The organism is Variovorax sp. AB1(2024) (assembly GCF_037482385.2).
In the GTDB taxonomy this organism is placed as follows: domain Bacteria; phylum Pseudomonadota; class Gammaproteobacteria; order Burkholderiales; family Burkholderiaceae_C; genus Variovorax.
In genome coordinates this window covers 1,369,670-1,386,977 of sequence record NZ_JBBHKP020000001.1, presented here as the reverse complement: position 1 = coordinate 1,386,977, position 17,308 = coordinate 1,369,670, and the positions used below count along the sequence as shown (strand labels likewise).

18 protein-coding genes are annotated in these 17,308 nt (G+C 68.3%); 6 read left to right on the top strand and 12 right to left on the bottom strand.

All coding sequences use genetic code 11. From position 1 onward, the window contains the following. Positions 1-77 precede the first annotated feature (77 nt). Genes WIX39_RS06645 through WIX39_RS06635 form a run of 3 tightly spaced genes read right to left on the bottom strand, consistent with a single transcriptional unit; the run spans position 78 to position 3,062 of the window. A complete protein-coding gene (locus WIX39_RS06645; protein ID WP_409194706.1) occupies positions 78-1,577 on the bottom strand; it encodes an NAD(P)(+) transhydrogenase (Re/Si-specific) subunit beta in 1,500 nt (499 codons plus the stop codon). Next, positions 1,574-1,903 carry an NAD(P) transhydrogenase subunit alpha gene (locus WIX39_RS06640; protein WP_081270757.1) on the bottom strand — a complete coding sequence of 110 codons (330 nt, stop codon included), beginning with the start codon at positions 1,901-1,903 and terminating at the stop codon, positions 1,574-1,576. Before WIX39_RS06640 ends, WIX39_RS06645 begins: the two co-directional genes overlap by 4 nt. 28 nt (positions 1,904-1,931) lie before the next feature. Further along, positions 1,932-3,062, bottom strand: a complete 1,131-nt coding sequence (locus tag WIX39_RS06635) for a Re/Si-specific NAD(P)(+) transhydrogenase subunit alpha (RefSeq protein ID WP_106935986.1) — start codon at positions 3,060-3,062, stop codon at positions 1,932-1,934. Positions 3,063-3,500: 438 nt separating this feature from the next. On the opposite strand from WIX39_RS06635, the gene WIX39_RS06630 reads away from it, so the two are divergent. The 3 genes from WIX39_RS06630 to WIX39_RS06620 are packed head-to-tail and all read left to right on the top strand — an operon-like array spanning position 3,501 to position 5,234. Further along, a complete protein-coding gene (locus WIX39_RS06630; RefSeq protein WP_106935987.1) occupies positions 3,501-4,247 on the top strand; it encodes a response regulator transcription factor in 747 nt (248 codons plus the stop codon). Between the two features lie 47 nt (positions 4,248-4,294). Then, positions 4,295-4,720 (top strand): DUF4019 domain-containing protein, encoded by a 426-nt coding sequence (locus WIX39_RS06625; RefSeq protein ID WP_234382133.1) that lies wholly within the window; start codon positions 4,295-4,297, stop codon positions 4,718-4,720. A gap of 22 nt (positions 4,721-4,742) precedes the next feature. Next, a complete protein-coding gene (locus WIX39_RS06620) occupies positions 4,743-5,234 on the top strand; it encodes an NUDIX hydrolase (RefSeq protein WP_106935989.1) in 492 nt (163 codons plus the stop codon). Between the two features lies 1 nt (position 5,235). Here WIX39_RS06620 and mnmA read toward each other — a convergent pair whose 3' ends face one another. After that, positions 5,236-6,345: a tRNA 2-thiouridine(34) synthase MnmA gene (gene mnmA / locus WIX39_RS06615; RefSeq protein ID WP_106935990.1), complete on the bottom strand. Its 1,110-nt coding sequence runs from the start codon at positions 6,343-6,345 to the stop codon at positions 5,236-5,238. A 146-nt stretch (positions 6,346-6,491) separates the two neighbouring features. Between mnmA and WIX39_RS06610 the strand changes: the two genes are divergently transcribed. Then, entirely contained in the window at positions 6,492-8,219 is a 1,728-nt protein-coding gene (locus WIX39_RS06610; RefSeq protein ID WP_409194705.1) for a long-chain-fatty-acid--CoA ligase, read from the top strand. A 9-nt stretch (positions 8,220-8,228) separates the two neighbouring features. Here WIX39_RS06610 and WIX39_RS06605 read toward each other — a convergent pair whose 3' ends face one another. Genes WIX39_RS06605 through WIX39_RS06585 form a run of 5 tightly spaced genes read right to left on the bottom strand, consistent with a single transcriptional unit; the run spans position 8,229 to position 14,014 of the window. Next, a complete protein-coding gene (locus WIX39_RS06605; RefSeq protein ID WP_081270750.1) occupies positions 8,229-9,224 on the bottom strand; it encodes an LLM class flavin-dependent oxidoreductase in 996 nt (331 codons plus the stop codon). 44 nt (positions 9,225-9,268) lie between these two features. Then, positions 9,269-10,945 carry an FxLYD domain-containing protein gene (locus WIX39_RS06600; protein ID WP_081270749.1) on the bottom strand — a complete coding sequence of 559 codons (1,677 nt, stop codon included), beginning with the start codon at positions 10,943-10,945 and terminating at the stop codon, positions 9,269-9,271. Positions 10,946-10,993: 48 nt separating this feature from the next. Then, positions 10,994-11,593, bottom strand: a complete 600-nt coding sequence (locus WIX39_RS06595) for a hypothetical protein (protein ID WP_106935994.1) — start codon at positions 11,591-11,593, stop codon at positions 10,994-10,996. 16 nt (positions 11,594-11,609) lie between these two features. Next, complete coding sequence (locus tag WIX39_RS06590) at positions 11,610-13,412, bottom strand: VanW family protein (protein WP_409194704.1); 1,803 nt, start codon at positions 13,410-13,412, stop codon at positions 11,610-11,612. After that, positions 13,409-14,014 carry a DUF6891 domain-containing protein gene (locus WIX39_RS06585; RefSeq protein WP_106935996.1) on the bottom strand — a complete coding sequence of 202 codons (606 nt, stop codon included), beginning with the start codon at positions 14,012-14,014 and terminating at the stop codon, positions 13,409-13,411. Before WIX39_RS06585 ends, WIX39_RS06590 begins: the two co-directional genes overlap by 4 nt. A gap of 200 nt (positions 14,015-14,214) precedes the next feature. Between WIX39_RS06585 and WIX39_RS06580 the strand changes: the two genes are divergently transcribed. Beyond that, on the top strand, positions 14,215-14,895 hold the full coding sequence (locus WIX39_RS06580) for a DUF4407 domain-containing protein (RefSeq protein ID WP_234382138.1): 681 nt from the start codon (positions 14,215-14,217) through the stop codon (positions 14,893-14,895). Between the two features lies 1 nt (position 14,896). Here the strand turns inward: WIX39_RS06580 and WIX39_RS06575 are convergent, their stop codons facing one another. Both WIX39_RS06575 and WIX39_RS06570 read right to left on the bottom strand, forming a co-directional pair. After that, positions 14,897-15,502, bottom strand: a complete 606-nt coding sequence (locus WIX39_RS06575) for an isochorismatase family protein (protein ID WP_106937593.1) — start codon at positions 15,500-15,502, stop codon at positions 14,897-14,899. Positions 15,503-15,631: 129 nt separating this feature from the next. Beyond that, complete coding sequence (locus WIX39_RS06570) at positions 15,632-16,012, bottom strand: helicase SNF2 (RefSeq protein WP_081270745.1); 381 nt, start codon at positions 16,010-16,012, stop codon at positions 15,632-15,634. Between the two features lie 185 nt (positions 16,013-16,197). Between WIX39_RS06570 and WIX39_RS06565 the strand changes: the two genes are divergently transcribed. After that, complete coding sequence (locus tag WIX39_RS06565) at positions 16,198-16,689, top strand: DUF6314 family protein (RefSeq protein WP_409194703.1); 492 nt, start codon at positions 16,198-16,200, stop codon at positions 16,687-16,689. Between the two features lie 9 nt (positions 16,690-16,698). Here WIX39_RS06565 and WIX39_RS06560 read toward each other — a convergent pair whose 3' ends face one another. Continuing rightward, complete coding sequence (locus WIX39_RS06560; RefSeq protein ID WP_409194702.1) at positions 16,699-17,289, bottom strand: biotin transporter BioY; 591 nt, start codon at positions 17,287-17,289, stop codon at positions 16,699-16,701. Between the last annotated feature and the right edge of the window lie 19 nt (positions 17,290-17,308).

The window sequence follows — 17,308 nt, the reverse complement described above, 5'->3', positions numbered from 1 at the left end:
GGACTGTTGAAAACGAAAACGGCGCACGAAGCGGCGCCGAGAGGAAGCGCGCCGCTCGGCGCGGCACGGACCCGGGCCTATTCGATGGCCTTGCGCATATCTTCCACTACTTTCTTGGCATCCCCAAAGACCATCATGGTCTTGTCCATGTAGAACAGTTCGTTGTCCAGTCCCGCATAGCCGGCGGCCATGGAGCGCTTGTTCACGATGACGGTCTTGGCCTTGTAGGCCTCCAGGATGGGCATGCCGTAGATCGGGCTGCCCTTGGTGTGCGCGGCGGGGTTCACCACGTCGTTGGCGCCCAGGATGATCGCCACGTCGGCCTGGCCGAACTCGCCGTTGATGTCCTCCATCTCGAAGACCTGGTCGTAGGGCACCTCGGCCTCGGCCAGCAGCACGTTCATGTGGCCGGGCATGCGGCCGGCCACCGGGTGGATGGCGTACTTCACGGTGATGCCCTTGTCGGTGAGCTTCTGCGCGAGCTCCTTCACCGCATGCTGCGCGCGCGCCACCGCCAGGCCGTAGCCCGGCACGATCACCACCGTCTCGGCGTTGCCCAGCACGAAGGCCGCGTCGTCGGCGCTGCCGGTCTTCACCGGGCGCTGCTCCTTGGCCGCGCCGCCGGTGGTGGCCGCCTCGCCGCCGAAGCCGCCCAGGATCACGTTGAAGAACGAGCGGTTCATGGCCTTGCACATGATGTAGCTCAGGATGGCGCCCGAGGAGCCCACCAGCGAGCCCGCCACGATCAGCATCGCGTTGTTCAGGCTGAAGCCGATGCCCGCGGCCGCCCAGCCCGAGTAGCTGTTGAGCATCGACACCACCACAGGCATGTCGGCCCCGCCGATCGGGATGATGATGAGCACGCCCATCACGAAGGCCAGCGCCAGCATCGCGAAGAACGCGCCCCAGCTCTCGGTGGCCACGAACAGCAGGCCCAGTGCGATGGTCAGCAGGCCCAGCACCAGGTTGAGCATGTGCTGGCCCTTGAACTGCACCGGCGCGCCCTGGAACAGGCGGAACTTGTACTTGCCCGACAGCTTGCCGAAGGCGATGACCGAGCCGCTGAAGGTGATGGCGCCGATGGCCGCGCCCAGGAACAGTTCGAGCCGGTTGCCGTACGGAATGGCGTAGCGCACGAAGCCGTCCAGCACCACGGCGCCGTCGGGCGTCTGCGCGCCGATGAGCGCGGCCACGGGTGCGGCCGTGATGCCGAAGGCCCAGGGCTCGGCCACCGCGGCCACGCCGATGAACACCGCCGCCAGGCCGATCATGCTGTGCATGAAGGCGACCAGCTCGGGCATCTTGGTCATCTCGACCTTGTTGGCCATGAAGGCGCCCAGCCCGCCGCCGACGACCACGGCCGCCAGCACCCAGCCGATGCCGGTGGCGAAATTCACGCCGAGCGAGCGCGTCAGCCCGTGGATCAGCGCGATGGTCGTCAGCACGGCGATCGCCATGCCGGTCATGCCGAAGATGTTGCCGCGGATCGAGGTGGTGGGATGGGACAGCCCCTTCAGGGCCTGGATGAAGCAGACGCTGGCCACCAGGTACAGCAGCGTGACGAGGTTCATGCTCACTTGGCGGCTCCCTCTTCGGCCTTGGGGGCGCTCTTCTTTTCTTTCTTCTTGAACATCTCCAGCATGCGCCGCGTGACCAGGAAGCCGCCGAAGACGTTCACCGCGGCCAGCGCCACGGCCAGCACGCCCATGGTCTTGCCCAGCGGCGTGGTGGTGAGCGCGGCCGCCAGCATGGCGCCCACGATCACGATGGCCGAGATGGCGTTGGTCACGGCCATCAGCGGCGTGTGCAGCGCGGGCGTGACGGTCCACACCACGTGGTAGCCCACGTAGATGGCCAGCACGAAGATGATCAGGTTGATGACGGTATGGGATACGGGATCCATTTGCTCTTCTCCTCGCGTGTTCGCTGGCTTACTTGCGGGTGACCTGGCCGTCCTGCGTCATGCGGCAGGCGGCGACGATGTCGTCCTCGAGGTCGATCTTCAGCGCGCCCTCCTTGGTGACGATGAGCTTGAGGAAGTCGAGCACGTTGCGCGCATAGAGCGCCGATGCGTCGGCCGCCACGAGCGCCGCGAGGTTGGTCTCGCCCACGATGGTCACGCCGTGCTTGACCACTGTCTTGTCGGCTTCCGACAGCGGGCAGTTGCCGCCCACGCCATCGGCGCCCTTGCCCGCGGCGATGTCGACGATCACCGAACCCGGCTTCATGGCCTTGACCATGTCCTCGGTGATGAGCGTGGGCGCGGCGCGACCGGGGATGAGCGCGGTGCTGATGACGATGTCGGCCAGCGCCACGCGCTTGGCCACCTCGACCTGCTGGCGCGCCAGCCAGCTCGCGGGCATGGGCTTGGCGTAGCCGCCGACGCCGACGGCGGCTTCCTTTTCTTCATCGGTGTCGTAGGAGACTTCGATGAACTTGCCGCCCAGCGATTCGATCTGCTCTTTCACGCTCGGGCGCACGTCGGAGGCCTCGATGACGGCGCCCAGGCGCTTGGCCGTGGCAATGGCCTGCAGGCCGGCCACGCCGACGCCCAGGATGACGACGCGCGCGGCCTTCACGGTGCCGGCCGCCGTCATGAGCATGGGGAAGAAGCGCTGGTATTTGTCGGCCGCGATCATCACGGCCTTGTAGCCGGCGATGTTGGCCTGAGAAGAGAGCACGTCCATGCTCTGGGCGCGCGTGGTGCGCGGCGCGGCTTCCAGCGCGAAGGCGGTGACGCCGGCTGCGGCCAGGCGCTGCAGGCCGGCAGCATCGAATGGATTGAGCATGCCGATGACGACGGCGCCGGACTTGAGCAGCGCGGTCTCGTCGTCGGTGGGTGTGCGCACCTTGAGCACCATGTCGGCACCGAAGGCGCCGGCCCGGTCGGTGATCTCCGCGCCCGCGGCCTGGTACGCCGCATCGGTCACGCTGGCTGCAACGCCGGCCCCGGACTGCACGCGCACCGTGTGCCCCGAGGCCGAAAGTTTCTTCACCGTCTCGGGTGTCACGGCCACTCGGGTTTCGCCAGCCAGTATCTCGGCAGGCACGCCTATCAGCATAGAGTTCTCCTCAGAGCAAGGGGGCACACGGAATGCGGGCAGAGCTTACAGCAAGATTACAGCCCGCCGTTGTCTCGCAGATTCCCTTCCCGCTTCTTTTGGAAGGCCTGTATTTGCTGGCCTAGCAGCTATTCAATTGATAGCAAATTCGGGTATTCGATAGCCTGCATATGGCACTCGGATCGACCTGGACACCACGGCAAGCCTGCGGCAACGCCTTGAATTAACAAGTTCGCTAACAAGTCAATAGAACCGTTGATCTAATAACTAGATATCTGCATTTAAAATTAGCTAATTGTTATTAGATCGATTTATAAAAATCGGAATAGCGTGCATTAGTTGCATCCCGATTTTTCTCGCGCCAGTGCCCGGTGGATAGACTGCGCCTCCTATCGCCAGCTCATGGAGGCTGGCGAAGGGAGGAAAAAGAGGGATGGAATGCGTATTGCTGTACTCGACGATGGCCCCGACCAACGCAGGCTGATCAACCAAACCATGGTGGCGCTCGGCCATGAGTGCCATACGTTCACTGCAGGAAAGGTGCTGCTGCATTCGCTGCGCCGGCAAACCTTCGACCTGCTCATACTCGACTGGAACCTGCCCGACATGGTGGGCCCCGAAGTGGTGAAGAGCATCCGGGTCGATCTCAAGAGCCGGCTGCCCATCCTGTTCGTGACCGCCCGTCGCGACGAGGACGACATGATCGAGGGGCTCAACGCCGGCGCCGACGACTTCATGGCCAGGCCCATCAGGGCGGGCGAGCTCGAAGCCCGCGTCAATGCGCTGTTTCGCCGCTCCTACCCCGCCCGCCACGAGCCCGAGCTGGTGTTCGGTCCCTATCACTTCTATCCGCCTTCACGGGTACTGAAAGTGCATGGCAAGGAGGTCGAACTGAAGAACCGCGAGTACGAACTGGCGCTGTTCCTGTTCCAGAACATCGGGCGGCTGCTGTCGCGCGAGCACCTGCACGAAGCCGTGTGGGGGCTGGGCATCGAGGCGCTGTCGCGCTCGCTCGACACGCATGTCTCGCGGCTGCGCACCAAGCTCGACCTGCGCCCATCCAATGGCTTCCTGCTGCTGGCCATCTACGGGTTGGGATACCGCCTCGAGACGATCGACGCGGACAGCGTGCTCAAGATCGGAAGCGCACGCTCACAGGCCTGCGGGGAATCTATGCCCCGCTGAAGTCTCCAAAGGTCTTTGGCCATATCGAAGCGAGACGAATGAAACCCATGATCAGGCTCCTGCTCGCCGCCATGCTGTCCTGGAGCTGGATCGGGCCGGCCGCCGCCCAGGAGGTGGAGGCCGGCGACATGGTGCGAGGCGGCATGCAGGCGATCCAGATGATCGACCAGGGCAAGACCGGCGAACTCTGGGACGGCGCCACGGCCGCCACCCGCAAGCGCGTGACGCGCGCCGAATTCATCGACCAGGTCGCCAGCAGCCGTGCGCCACTCGGCGCGCCGCGCATGCGAACATGGGTCGCGGTCAACCGCCAGGTCGTGGCCGACTCCGACCACGACACCGACGGCCAATATGTCAGCATCGAATACGAAACCCGCTTCGCCAACCGCCCCGACGGCACGCTGCGCGAACTCGTGAGCTTTCACCTCGACCGCGACCGCATGTGGCGCTTCAGCGGCTACGTGCTGCGCTAGAACAGAGCAAGGACAAGAAAAGATGGCTGCCGCCACGCGCTGGAAACCCAATGTCACCGTGGCTGCGGTGATCGAACGCGACGGGCGCTTCCTGCTCGTCGAAGAACAGGCCGGCGACGGCCTGAGGCTCAACACGCCCGCCGGCCACCTCGACCCCGGCGAATCGCCGGCCGAGGGCTGCGTGCGCGAAACGCTCGAGGAAACCGCCCACCACTTCACGCCCACGGCGCTGGTCGGCATCTACATGGCGCGCTCCCGTCCGCTGGCCGAGCGCGGCGAAGACGTGACCTACATGCGCTTCTGCTTCACCGGCACGCTGGGCGCCTTCGAGGCGGGCCGCGCGTTGGACGACGGCATCGTGCGCACGCTCTGGATGACGCCGGACGAAATCCGCGCCAGCGTGGCGCGGCATCGCACCCCGCTGCTGCTGCAGTGCGTGGAAGACTACCTCGCCGGCAAGCGCTACCCGCTCGAACTCGTGCAGGTCGACGAATCGGTGCGCTCGGCTCCCTGAATCAGACGATGACGCCGCCGCCCAGGCAGCGTTCGCCGTCGTACAGCACGGCCGACTGGCCCGGCGTCACGGCCCATTGCGCCTCGCCGAAGCGCAGGCTGAACGCCGCCGCATTGCCGCCGTCGCCCGCACCCATCTCGCAGGCCGCGTCGGCCTGGCGGTAGCGCGCCTTCGAGCCGTAGCTCCCGGCGGCGGGCGCCTCGCCCGACACCCAGCTCGCATCGTCCGCCTTCAGTTCCGACGACAGCAGCCACGGATGGTCATGCCCCTGCACCACCCACAGCGTGTTCTTCTCGACGTCCTTGCGCGCCACGAACCAGGGCGAATGGTCGCCCGAGCCCCTCTGCGCGCCCTTCTCCTTCACGCCGCCGATGCCCAGCCCCTGCCGCTGCCCCAGCGTGTAGAAGCTCAGCCCCTGGTGCTCGCCCAGCTTGCGGCCGCGATCGTCCTTGATCGGGCCCGGCTCCTTGGAGATGTAGCGGTTGAGGAAATCGCGGAAAGGCCGCTCGCCGATGAAGCAGATGCCGGTCGAGTCTTTTTTCTTCGCATTAGGCAGGCCGATTTCCTCGGCGATGCGGCGCACCTCGGTCTTGTGCAGTTCGCCCACCGGGAACAGCGTCTTCGACAGCTGGGCCTGGTTCAGCCGGTGCAGGAAGTAGCTCTGGTCCTTCGACGGGTCGAGTCCCTTCAGCAGCTCGTGCCTGCCGGTGGCCTCGTTCAGGCGAACGCGCGCGTAGTGCCCGGTGGCGATCTTCTCGGCGCCCAGCCGCATGGCGTGGTCGAGAAACGCCTTGAACTTGATCTCGGCGTTGCACAGCACGTCGGGGTTGGGCGTGCGGCCTGCCTTGTATTCGCGCAGGAACTCGGCGAACACGCGGTCTTTGTAGTCGGCCGCAAAGTTGACGTGCTCGATCTCGATGCCCAGCACGTCTGCCACGCTGGCCGCATCCACGAAGTCGATGTTCGACGAGCAGTATTCGCTGTCGTCGTCGTCTTCCCAGTTCTTCATGAAGATGCCGACCACCTCGTGCCCCTGCTGCTTGAGCAGGTGCGCAGTCACCGCGGAGTCCACCCCGCCGCTCAGTCCCACCACGATCCGTTGCTTTGCCATAAGCCCGCCATTGTCCCAGCCTCGCGTTAGGGGCTTCCCGTGTGTGGGAAATCGGGAAAACCCGTGTCGCCGGCTTGTCAGCTGCCGCTGCGCGATGCGAAAGGCCGGCGCTAAAGTGCCGCAAAAGCACAGCGGAGACAAGACGCATGGCCACCCCCTCCCCCGCCGCCCGGTCCGGCAACGACACCCCCTGGACGCGCAACTACCCGCCCGGCATGCGCTGGGACGCCGAGCTGCCCGTCAAGCCGGTGCAGCAGATGCTCGATGAAGCCGTCACGCGCTGGCCCGAGCATTCGGCCGTGGAGTTCATGGGCCAGGCCATCACCTACAGCGAGCTGGGCGCGGCGGTCGAACGCGCAGCCAAGGGTTTGCAGGACCTGGGCGTGAAGCCCGGCGTGCACGTAGGCCTGTACCTGCCGAACACGCCCCACTACCCCATCGCCTTCTTCGCGGTGCTGAAGGCCGGCGGCACGGTGGTGAACTACTCGCCGCTCGACGCCGAGCGCGTGCTGGCCCACAAGATCGAGGACAGCCGCACCGACATCCTCATCACGCTCGACCTCGTCAACCTGTATCCGCAGATGGCGCGCCTGCTCGACAGCTCGCGCCTGCGCAAGCTCGTGGTCGGCAGCCTCGGCGACTACGGCGCCGCGGGCGACAAGGTGCAGGCCCAATTGCAGGGCGCCGGCCAGATCGCGCCCGTGCCGACCGACGACCGCCACCTGCGCTTCACCGACCTGCTCAAGAGCGAAGGCACGCACCAGACGCATCCGCTCGGTGACCTGGCCGAGGAAATCGTCGTGCTGCAGTACACCGGCGGCACCACCGGCCTGCCCAAGGGCGCGATGCTCACGCACGCCAACCTCACGTCGGCCTCGGCGCAGTACTACGAATCGACCAGGGGCGATCCGCCGATCCTCGACGAGGGCAGCGAGCGCTTCCTGGTCGTGCTGCCGCTCTTCCACATCTTCGCGCTCAGCGCCGCCATGCTGCTCGGCGTTCGCCTGGGCGCCGCGCTGGTGCTGCACACGCGCTTCGACGTGGATGCGGTGATGAACGAGCTGGCCGCCAGCAGGATCAGCGTGTTTCCCGGCGTGCCGACGATGTACACCGCCATCCTCTCGCACCCCAAGGCGAAGGAGATGGACCTGCGCTCGCTCAAGTTCTGCGGCTCCGGCGGCGCGCCGCTGCCGGTGGAAGTGGAGCAGCGCTTCTTCGAACTCACCGGCTGCCACCTCAACGAAGGCTGGGGCATGACCGAGACCTCGCCCGTGGGCACCTTCACGCCCGCGCGCGGCGTTTGCAAGGCGGGGTCGTGCGGCATGCCGCTGCCGCAGGTGCGCATCAAGCTGGTGAGCCTGGACGATCCGTCGAAGGACGTCACCGCGTTCGGCGAAGCCGGCGAGCTCTGCATCAAGGGGCCGAACGTGATGAAGGGCTACTGGAACAACCCCAAGGCCACCGCCGAGTCGATGACGCCCGACGGCTACTTCCGCAGCGGCGACGTCGCGAAGATGGACGCCGACGGCTATTTCTACATCGTCGACCGCACCAAGGACATGCTGCTGTGCGGCGGCTACAACGTCTATCCGCGCGTGCTGGAAGAAGCGGTGTACGAGCACCCCGCCGTGGCCGAAGTCTGCGTGATCGGCATTCCCGACGAATACCGCGGCCAGTCGCCCAAGGCCTTCGTGAAACTGAAGGAAGGCGCGGGCGAATTGACGCTCGATGCGCTCAAGGCCTTCCTGAAAGACCGCCTCGGCAAGCACGAGATGATCGGCGCGCTGGAGATTCGCGCGGAGCTGCCCAAGACCGCCGTGGGCAAGCTCTCGAAGAAGGACCTCGTGGACGAGGAAGCCCGCAAGCGGGCCTGAGCCCCGGCGCTACTGCTTCGCCGTCTGGCCGAAGGCCGCGGCGAGCAGCTCGTAGGAGCGCAGCCGGGCAGCGTGGTCGAACACCTGCGAGGTGATCATGAGTTCGTCCGCGCCCGTGCGCGCGACGAACGCTTCCACGCCCTTCTTCACCGTCTCGACCGAGCCGACCGCGGAGCACGACAGCACCGAGTCGAGCAAGGCGTTTTCCGCGGGGCCGACCTTCTGGCGGTAGTTCTCGACCGGCGGCGGCAGGCGACCGGGCCGCCCGCTACGCAGGTTCACGAAGGCCTGCTGCCACGAGGTGGCGCGGAACTCGGCCTCCTCGTCGGTATCGGCCGCGAACACGTTGAAGCCCAGCATCACGTACGGCTTGCTCAGCTGCGCCGAGGGCTTGAAGGTCTCGCGGTAGATCTGGATGGCCTGCATGATCTGCTGCGGCGCGAAGTGCGAGGCAAACGCATAGGGCAGCCCCAGGTGCGCCGCCAGCTGCGCGCCGAAGGTGCTGGAGCCGAGGATCCACACCGGCACCTCGAGCCCCGCGCCGGGCACCGCGCGCACCGCCTGCTGCGGGTTCTTCGACATGAAGTCCATCAGCTCGATCACGTCCTGCGGGAACTGGTCGGAATCCGATTCGAGGTTGCGGCGCAGCGCCCGCGCGGTGCGCTGGTCGGAGCCGGGCGCGCGGCCCAGGCCCAGGTCGACGCGCCCCGGGTACAGCGACTCGAGGGTGCCGAACTGCTCGGCGATCACCAGCGGCGAGTGGTTCGGCAGCATCACGCCGCCGGCGCCGATGCGGATGGTGGACGTGCCCGCGCCCACGTACGACAGCAACACCGCCGTGGCCGCGCTCGCGATGCCCGGCATGCCGTGGTGCTCGGCGAGCCAGTAGCGCGTGTAGCCGAGCTTCTCGCCATGCTGCGCCAGCGAGAGCGAGTTGCGGAACGACTGCGCGGCGTCGCTGCCCTCGGTGATCGGGGAGAGGTCGAGGATCGATAACGGAATCATGGCTCGATCATGGCGCGAACCGCCCAACGCCGTCGCGGGAGGGGCTATTCGGTTTGGTATAGCGTGGTCACGCTCGCGAAGTCCCGGCCGTTCTGCTCCACGTTCACCTGGAACGGCACGCTCTCGCCCGGCGCGATGGCCGGCAGGTTTTCCACCAGCTTGAAGCCCGTGAGCTGCCCGCCGCGGTCGCGCAGGCTCACCCACAGCCGCACCTTGCCGACGATGCCGTTGCCCGGGTTCTTCACGCTGCCCGTCACCTCCACGCTCTTGTAGGTGAAGCGCTGGGTGAAGTTCAGCAGCACGCTGCCGGTCTGGGCCTTGGTGCCCGTCACGCGCACTTCCAGCGGCTTGCGCGGGCCCGGCATGGCGGCGCGGCGCATCGGCTTCCATTCGATGCGGGTCTCGGTCAGCTTCTCCATGTCTTCCGGTTCGAGGAAGATGGGAAAGCGCTCGCCGGGATACAGGTAGGCCAGCCCCGAAATGTTGGTCGTGCCGCGCGCCTTGCTGCCGCTGAAGCGCGAGATCACGCCGCCCGGCGCCAGCACGATCGCGTCGGCGCTGCGGTTCACCAGCTCGGTCAGGAACAGCCGCTGCTGGATGTTGTTGCGCCCGTCGATCAGCGGCAGCAGCTCCAGCTGCCTGGCGTCGAAGCGCTCGCTGTCGCTGGCCAGCAGGTCGTCGGTCCCCAGCCGCAGTTCGGGGTTGAAGTTCTCCGGTCCGCCGGTGGCGCGGATCACGCGGTCGGCGCTCAGCACCGGAGTGCGCGCGCCTGAAGCCCCGACGATGCTGTAGCCGATGCGGTAGTCCCAAGCCGCGACCGCAGCCGCACGGCCGAAGCGGGCGATGCTGACGTCCACCGAGGTCTGCGCGCCCGGCTGGATCTCGTTGGCCTGCCCGTAGCCGTGGCCGATGCCGATCACCTGGCCGGCGTCGTCGTACAGCGTGGCCAGCACCTCGATGCCGCCGATCTCCACGCCGTCGGTGCGCGCATTGGCGATGCGGCCTACCAGCCGCACGCGCTCGCCCTGCTGCACCAGCCGCACGCGCGAGAAGGTCATGCGCGGCCCCTCGGTGGCGCTGTAGGGCTCGGCCAGCTTCTGCACGCGCAGCTCCTGCCGGGTGATGTTCTTGCCGCTGGGCATGTCGATGAGCGCGGGCGCACTTTCCCCGGGCTGCAGCACCGACACCGGCAGCATCTCGCTGCGCTCGTCGAGCCGCGAGTCGCCGTCGTAGTAGATGGCGCGCACGCCGGCACGCGAAAGCGGCTTGCCGGTCTCGTTGCGCGCCACCACCAGCAGCTTGGGCAGGGCCGAGCTGCCGGTGCCCACCAGCACCTGGCGCGGCTCGCCGAGCTTCAGCCCGTCGGGCGGAATGGTGCGGTCGATCGCGGCCACCGCGGCGGGGCGCGCATCGGGCGACGGCTTGCCGGAGCCGATCAACAGCCCCACGATGCGCCCCACCAGCACCACGCCGAGCACCGCGATCACGCCGATGCCGATCTTGCGCAGCATCAGTTTCTGCTTGAGCGCCTCCTCGGCCGCGAGCCGCCGGCCGGCCTCGTTCTTCACCTGGTCGAGCACGCGCTCCAGCCGGTCGGACACGTTGTCCTCGACCAGCGTGACCGAGCCGCAGTGCTCGCAGGTGTATTCGTTGAGGCCCGTGCGCTTGAGCACGCTGCTGCCGCATTCGCCGCACCTGAGCGTCTGGAGGTCGATGGTCATGAATTGCTCCCGGGTTCTTTTTCTTGATTGCCTGCCTGCGCGGCGCCGCTACCAGTCGAACGCGGCCGCCAGCCCTTCCGCCGCCGCGGCACCGCCGAGCAGCGGTGCCAGCCGTTCGACCAGCCGCGCGCGGTATAGCGGATTGACGGAATCGTCGTCCAGGAAGATGTCGTCGCCGGCTTCCTCCCAGACCTGGCCCATGGTGCCGAGGCACGCGGCCATCTCGAGGATGTCGGCAAAGATCGGTTCGTCGTCCTGCCACGCGCCCGCGCCGTGGAAGGCGAACTGTATCGCGCCGGTGCGCAGGTCGAAGATGAACGGGTCCGCGCCCTGGTCGGCCACCACCAGCCAATGATCGGGCCAGCCGGACAGGCGCTCGCCGGTGATGCCGTGCCAGCGGTAGCCGGCCTGCAGCTGCCACAGGCGCGCGAGCGGCGGGATGCTGAAGTCGTTGCCGGCGGTCGGGATCGAGAGGCCCGCGTGGCCCACGCGCTCGTTGATCCAGTCGCCCAGCGGGCCGACCTGCGCATAGAAAGCCTCGATGGCGGGCGGCAGCGCGATGTCGCCGCGCCAGTGCTCGGCCGCGGACTGCGGCGCCAGCGCGCCATGGGGAGCCAGGGCCGCTCGGGCCTGTTCGATCGATGCCACGTGTGTTGTTCTCCGTTCAGTTACTGCAGGCGGCGCGCACGGCGGCGCGCAGCGATTCCACGTCGCCCGGCGCGACCTCGCGCACGCCAGGCAGGGCCGAGAGGCCGCAGGCGGTCGAGGCCACCACCGGCACGCCGGCCGCCACCGCGCGCAGGACCGCGCGCGGCGCATGCTCGATGTGCGCCGGCAGCACGACCACGCTGGCGCCCGCCAGCGCGTCGCCCTGCCAGTTCATGTGCTCGACCTGCGCAATGCCTTGCCAGAGCCGCGCGTCGCTCGACGGCGCGCCCAGCACGCGCAGGCGGCACGGCCAGCCTTGCAGCGCGGCGGCGAGTTCGCGTGCGCCCTTGCGGGCCAATGCGCTTGCCGCGAACACGACGAGGGGCGGGTCGGCGCGCCCACTGGCAACGGTCTTGGCCTGGGGCAGCACCCAGTCGAGCCGCACCAGCGCGGCCCGTGGCGCAAGCCGCTCGATCCGCGCCGCGGCCTGCGCATGCGGCGTGACCACGGCCACCGCGCGTGCAAGAGCCTGCGCCTCGGCCAGCGCCAGCGCGGGGTCGGCGCGGAAGTCGCGCAGCGTTTCATCGCCGGGCCAGCGGTGCGCGGCGGCATCGAGCCGGCGTTCGATCTCGGCCATCGGCAATGCGCCGGCCAGCACGGTGACGCGGCGTCCGTCGAGCGCGCCGATGCGCTGCAGGTGCGGCAGCAGCGATTGCTCGACCACCAGTTGCGTGTGCGCCGGCTTCAGCCGCGCTGCGAATGCCAGCGCGAGCCAGCGCTGCCCGTCGATCAGGCTCGCCTGCCGCCGCCCCGCGTGCCGCGCCCAGAGCCGCTGCCACAGCGCCCGTCGCAGGCTCACGGCCCACAGTGCTTGCGCGGCCTGCGTGCCTTGCGCGACGGCTTCGCGCTGCCAGCCGGTCGCGGGCCGGCGCCAGAACGCGAGCCGCAGCGGCACGGGCTGCATGCGCTCGGCCTGCGGATGCGCGGCGTGCAGGTAGCGCGCGAACTCCGGCGTCCAGCCGTCCACCAGCACGGCGGTGCGCCCCTGCGGTTCGACGTCGACGCGGGGGCGGTGGCGAAAGCACGCGGCCTGGTCGCAGCTCAGGCAGCCGCGAGCCAGAGGCAATGCGGCTGGCGCATCCGCTGCGTTCGCACGCCGCAGCACGAGCGGCGCAGCAGCAGCCGTGGGCGGTGAACGCGCGCGGATGCGCAACACCAGTTCGCTGTCGGTCAGCTCCACTTCGAGCCGCCATGCGTGCCTGGCGCGCAGCTTGAGATCGACGTAGTTCCAGAACACGGTCGCATCGATCGCATCGCCATCGGCGTCGCCGGCCTGCTCGATGCGCGCCGTATGCCCGTGGCGCTCGACCAGTTCGAAACCCGCGCGCGCGGCGACCGTCGCCAGCGCATTCGACAACTGGCAGAGGCCGCCGGCCAGCGTCGGCACCACGCAGCCGCCGCGCAATTCGCGCCCGACCACGAAGCCGCGCCAGGCAGCGGGCCGCCCGAGCTGCCGCCAGAAGCTCAGCAGCTCGCCCGCCGGCACCTCGACCGCGTCGAAGGCGCGCCGCGCCACGCGCAGGTTCTGCACCTTGCCGGCCACCAGCGGAAATTCATCGGCGCGGCCGTCGGACCAGAGGGGCGTGCGGTGTTGCGCAATGACGGGCGCATCGGCCAGCGCGTGACTGCCGCAGTGCCAGCGCCGGGCCGAGGGCCGCAGTGCCTCGCGCAGCGCATGGGCAGTGGCCAGCAGCCGCGAGCGCAGCCAGAAATCGATGGCGTCGATACGGCGCGGCGGCTGCCAGGCCTGCACGCTCACGCGGAGGGGCCTCGCTTGCGCCATTGGCCGAGGTCGGCTTCGATGCGCTCGTTGATGTCGCCGCTCCAGTGCGCGCCGAAGCCAGCGGCGCGCAGCAGCTCGACGATGCGGCGGCCGACGACGACGGTGTTGGCCTCGCGCTGGTCGATCTCGGGGATCATGCCGCCGCTGAACGCCAGGTGCAGGCGGCCGGTGCGCACTGCCGTGTCGAGATCCTGCGAGTGATAGAAGCAGCAGCCGCGGATGCCCGACGCCAGGCGCCCCGCGGCGCGCCATTGCTCGCGCACGTCGTCATGCCCGTCGGCCAGCGAGTTGCCGGCGCGATGCAGCGCGATGATCTTCTCGGCACGCAGCTGCGCGAACACGGCTTCGAGCCGGTCGTATTCGGTCAGCGCAGGCCAGCCTGCCTCGGCGGCGCGCTTGGCGGCGCATGCGCGCGCGGCCTCGGCCTTGATCCATGCACGGTCTTCGCCCGTGAGCTCGTCGGGGTCCAGATACTCGTCGGTGATCATCCATTCGACGTCGGCATCGGGATAGAAGCCGCACCACACGAGATCGTGGATGCGTCCGCGCGTGTCTTCGGGGTCGAGAGTAAGGGCCATGCGTGAGGGGTTGCCACCTTGGCGGCGAAGGATCGTGCTTTCGTTTTTCCTGGCAGGAGCGCTCGGTATTTTCGCCCGAGTGCACCACCATGGCGCATTAATGCGAAAGCATGACGTCTCGCGGCCCGCCCTTCCGCACCACACCATCATGCGGGATGCCCAGCGGCAAGGCAATGCGCCTTTTGGCGGAGGCGGCAGCTATGCTCCGCGCCTTCATGCAAGAGCACCAGCCCGCCATCGACCTGCCGCCCATCGACGAACTGCTCCCGGACCAATGGACTTCGGGCGCACCGCAGGCCACCGAGCGCGCACCGAAGTCGCCCGCCGATCGGCTCGGCTGGCTGATCGCGCTCGCGGTGCTGGCTTTCTTCGCGGTCTTCGGCTTCCAGGCCATGACCTGGGCACTGGCCGGCGGCTGGCAGTGGCTGTGGATGCTGGTCGGCCTGCCGGTGTTCGCGATGTTCTCGGTGCTGACCGTGGTGTTCGTCTGCACCTCGCTGCGCGAGCGGCGCCGCGTGCGCGTGGCGCTGGCGGACATCCGGCTGGAGCGCGGCGAGGGCCTGCGCATCGGCGAGCCGCTGGAGCTGCGACTGCGCGCGACGGTGCCCGCTGCCCGCCAGGGCGAACGCACGAGGGCGCCGGAGCGGCTCACGCTGCGCCTGATGAAGCGCGTCGACGCCTCGCTGCCCGACACCTGCTGCGACGAGACCGCCGTGCACTGCGAGGACGCGCAAGCGGCTCGGCTGCTCTACACGGGCACGCTGTGCGCGCGGCCGGAGGATGGCGCGGCGGCGCGGTGGTTCGTCACGGTCCACGAGACGGGCGCAGCCGGCACCGCGCCCTTCCTGGTCGCCCCGCTGCGGCTGCTGCCCGCGCGCTGAATCAGCGCTGCTGCTGCCCGGCAGCCGCGGCGATGGCCTTCAGCACCACCTCGGTCGACCGCACGCGGCCCATGCGCGGGAACACCTGCTGGTTCGCGAAATCGTGCGGCTCGGCCGCGAGCGAAGTCATCGCGTCTTCCACGAACACCAGTTCGTAGCCACGGTCGAAGGCCGCACGCGCTGTCGACTCGACGCCGAAGTTGGTCGCGATGCCGCTCATCAGCAGCGTCCTGATGCCGCGGCGGCGCAATTGCTGGTCGAGGTCGGTGCCGTAGAAGGCACCCCACTGGCGCTTGGTGATCCGCACGTCGGCGGCCTGCACTTCGAGCTCGGGCACCAGTTCGGAGAACTCGGGCAGCGGCACGGGCGATCCGGCCGGGCGGCTGATGGATGCGTCCGCCGGCAGGCTCAGCAGCGCGCTCACGTCCACCCTCACCCAGACCACGGTGCCGCCCGCCTCGCGCAGGCTGTCGGCGATGCGCTTGCCGCGCTGCACCACGTCGGCGGCGGAATGCGGCGCAAGCTGCCGGGCGACGTTGCTGTTCTGCAGATCAATGGAGATGAGTGCAGTTTGGCCGGGGTTGATGTCTAGATGTTGGATTTGCATGCAGGCCATGATACGGACGCCGTATGAGCCCGCCATGAGCATCGCCATACGCATAAAAGCTGGACCATGCAGATGCATGGTCCAGCTTTTATCGAAAGATGCCCGCCGAAGCGGGCTTGCTGCCGAAGATTACAGCGGCAGGGCGTCGCCGTGCGCTGCGGCACGGGCTGCTGCGCGAACTGCGGCGCGGTCAACGGTGCTGGCGACCACGGGGGCTACGCCCGACGAAGCGCCTTCGGCGTAGGGGTCGGCACTGTGCGCGGCGGCAACGGCGTCGGCACGGACGGCAGCGCGGCTGGTGTTCGACACGAACACCTGGGCCGGGCCGGCGTTGGCACCGGTGGCGTAGGGGTTGGCGCTGTGTGCGGCCACGACGGCCTGGCTGGCGACGTCGGCGCGGCTGGCGGCCGAGGTCAGCTGATGCACGCCTTCATAGGTTTCGGCGTGGGCGGCACCGGCGGCGGCCAGCAGGGCGATGGAGATGGCGGAGAGGAGCTTCGAGGCGGTCATTTGGATGTCCTTCAATTGGTTCGGTTCTTGTTTCTTGGTCTGGATCAGCTGAAGGGCTGGTCCATGGGAAGAATTGTGCGCCGATATCTAAGTAAAAACCCTTAGCAAACGGAACCGCGGTGTTCACACGGTGGAAACAATCACCGCTCCGAAAAGGAGAAAACGGCTTGTCGTAGAGTGCCGGGATGAGCGCGCAGCCCCCCTCTTCCATCCTTCCGCCCCAAGCTCCCTGGGACGGTCCGGACACCGTGTTCGACGCGCTGGCGGGCGCCTGGGCCCTGGCGCGAACCATCGAGGGCCAAGCCACCATGACCGGCACCGCGGTGTTCACGGAAGTCGCCCAGGACATGCTCAAGTACCGCGAGGAAGGCCGCATACGGCTGGCCGACGGCAAGGAATTCGACGGGCATCGCGAATACCTCTTCGAGCGCGCGCCGGGCGGCTTCGTGGTGCACTTTGCCGAAACCCGGCCGCGCCTGTTCCACGCCATCGGCATCGAACGCGACGGCGCGGCGCTCGCCGGCTCGGCCGTGCACCTGTGCACGCCAGACACCTACGACAGCAGCTACCGCTTCCTGCCGGACGGCTCGTTCGAGATCCGCCACGCGGTGCGCGGCCCGCGCAAGGACTACCTGTCGGCCACGGTCTTCACCCGTCAGGGCGCGCGGCCCGGCTGAAGAAGACGATCAGTCGCGGTCGAGCCGCCAGCCCGGCATGCCGCGCATCACCGTCTGCACGAGCATCGCGCAGATGCCGCACTTGATGAGGTCGCCGGGAATGAAGACCAGCATCGCCAGCGCGGCCTGCGACAGCGACATGTGGGCGATCAGCGAAAGCCCGACGATGCCGAAGGCGTAGACCACGCCGATGCCGCCGACCACCGACGCCAGGAAGGCCGCGGCCAGCAGGCCCGTGCCGGTGGCGCCGGCCATGCGCCGCATCGCCAGGCGCATCAGCAGGCCGCAGGCGAAGGCACCGAACATCCAGCCGAAGAGAAAGCCGCCGGCCGGAGCCACGAACACGCTCAGCCCGCCGCGTCCGCCCGGCAGCAGCGGCAGCCCGAGCGCCACGGCCAGCAGGAACAGCGCGATGGCCAGGAAGCCGCGGCGCGGCCCCAGCAGGCAGCCCGCGAGCATCACGCCCAGCGACTGCAGCGTGATCGGCACGCCGAACGGCAGGTCGATCTTCGGGATCAGGCCGAACACTGCCATCAGCGCCGCGAACAGCGCGATGTAAGACAGTGAGCGGGACGAACTGAGGGAGCCGGTGGTGGTCATGGCGGTCGATCGCAATCGA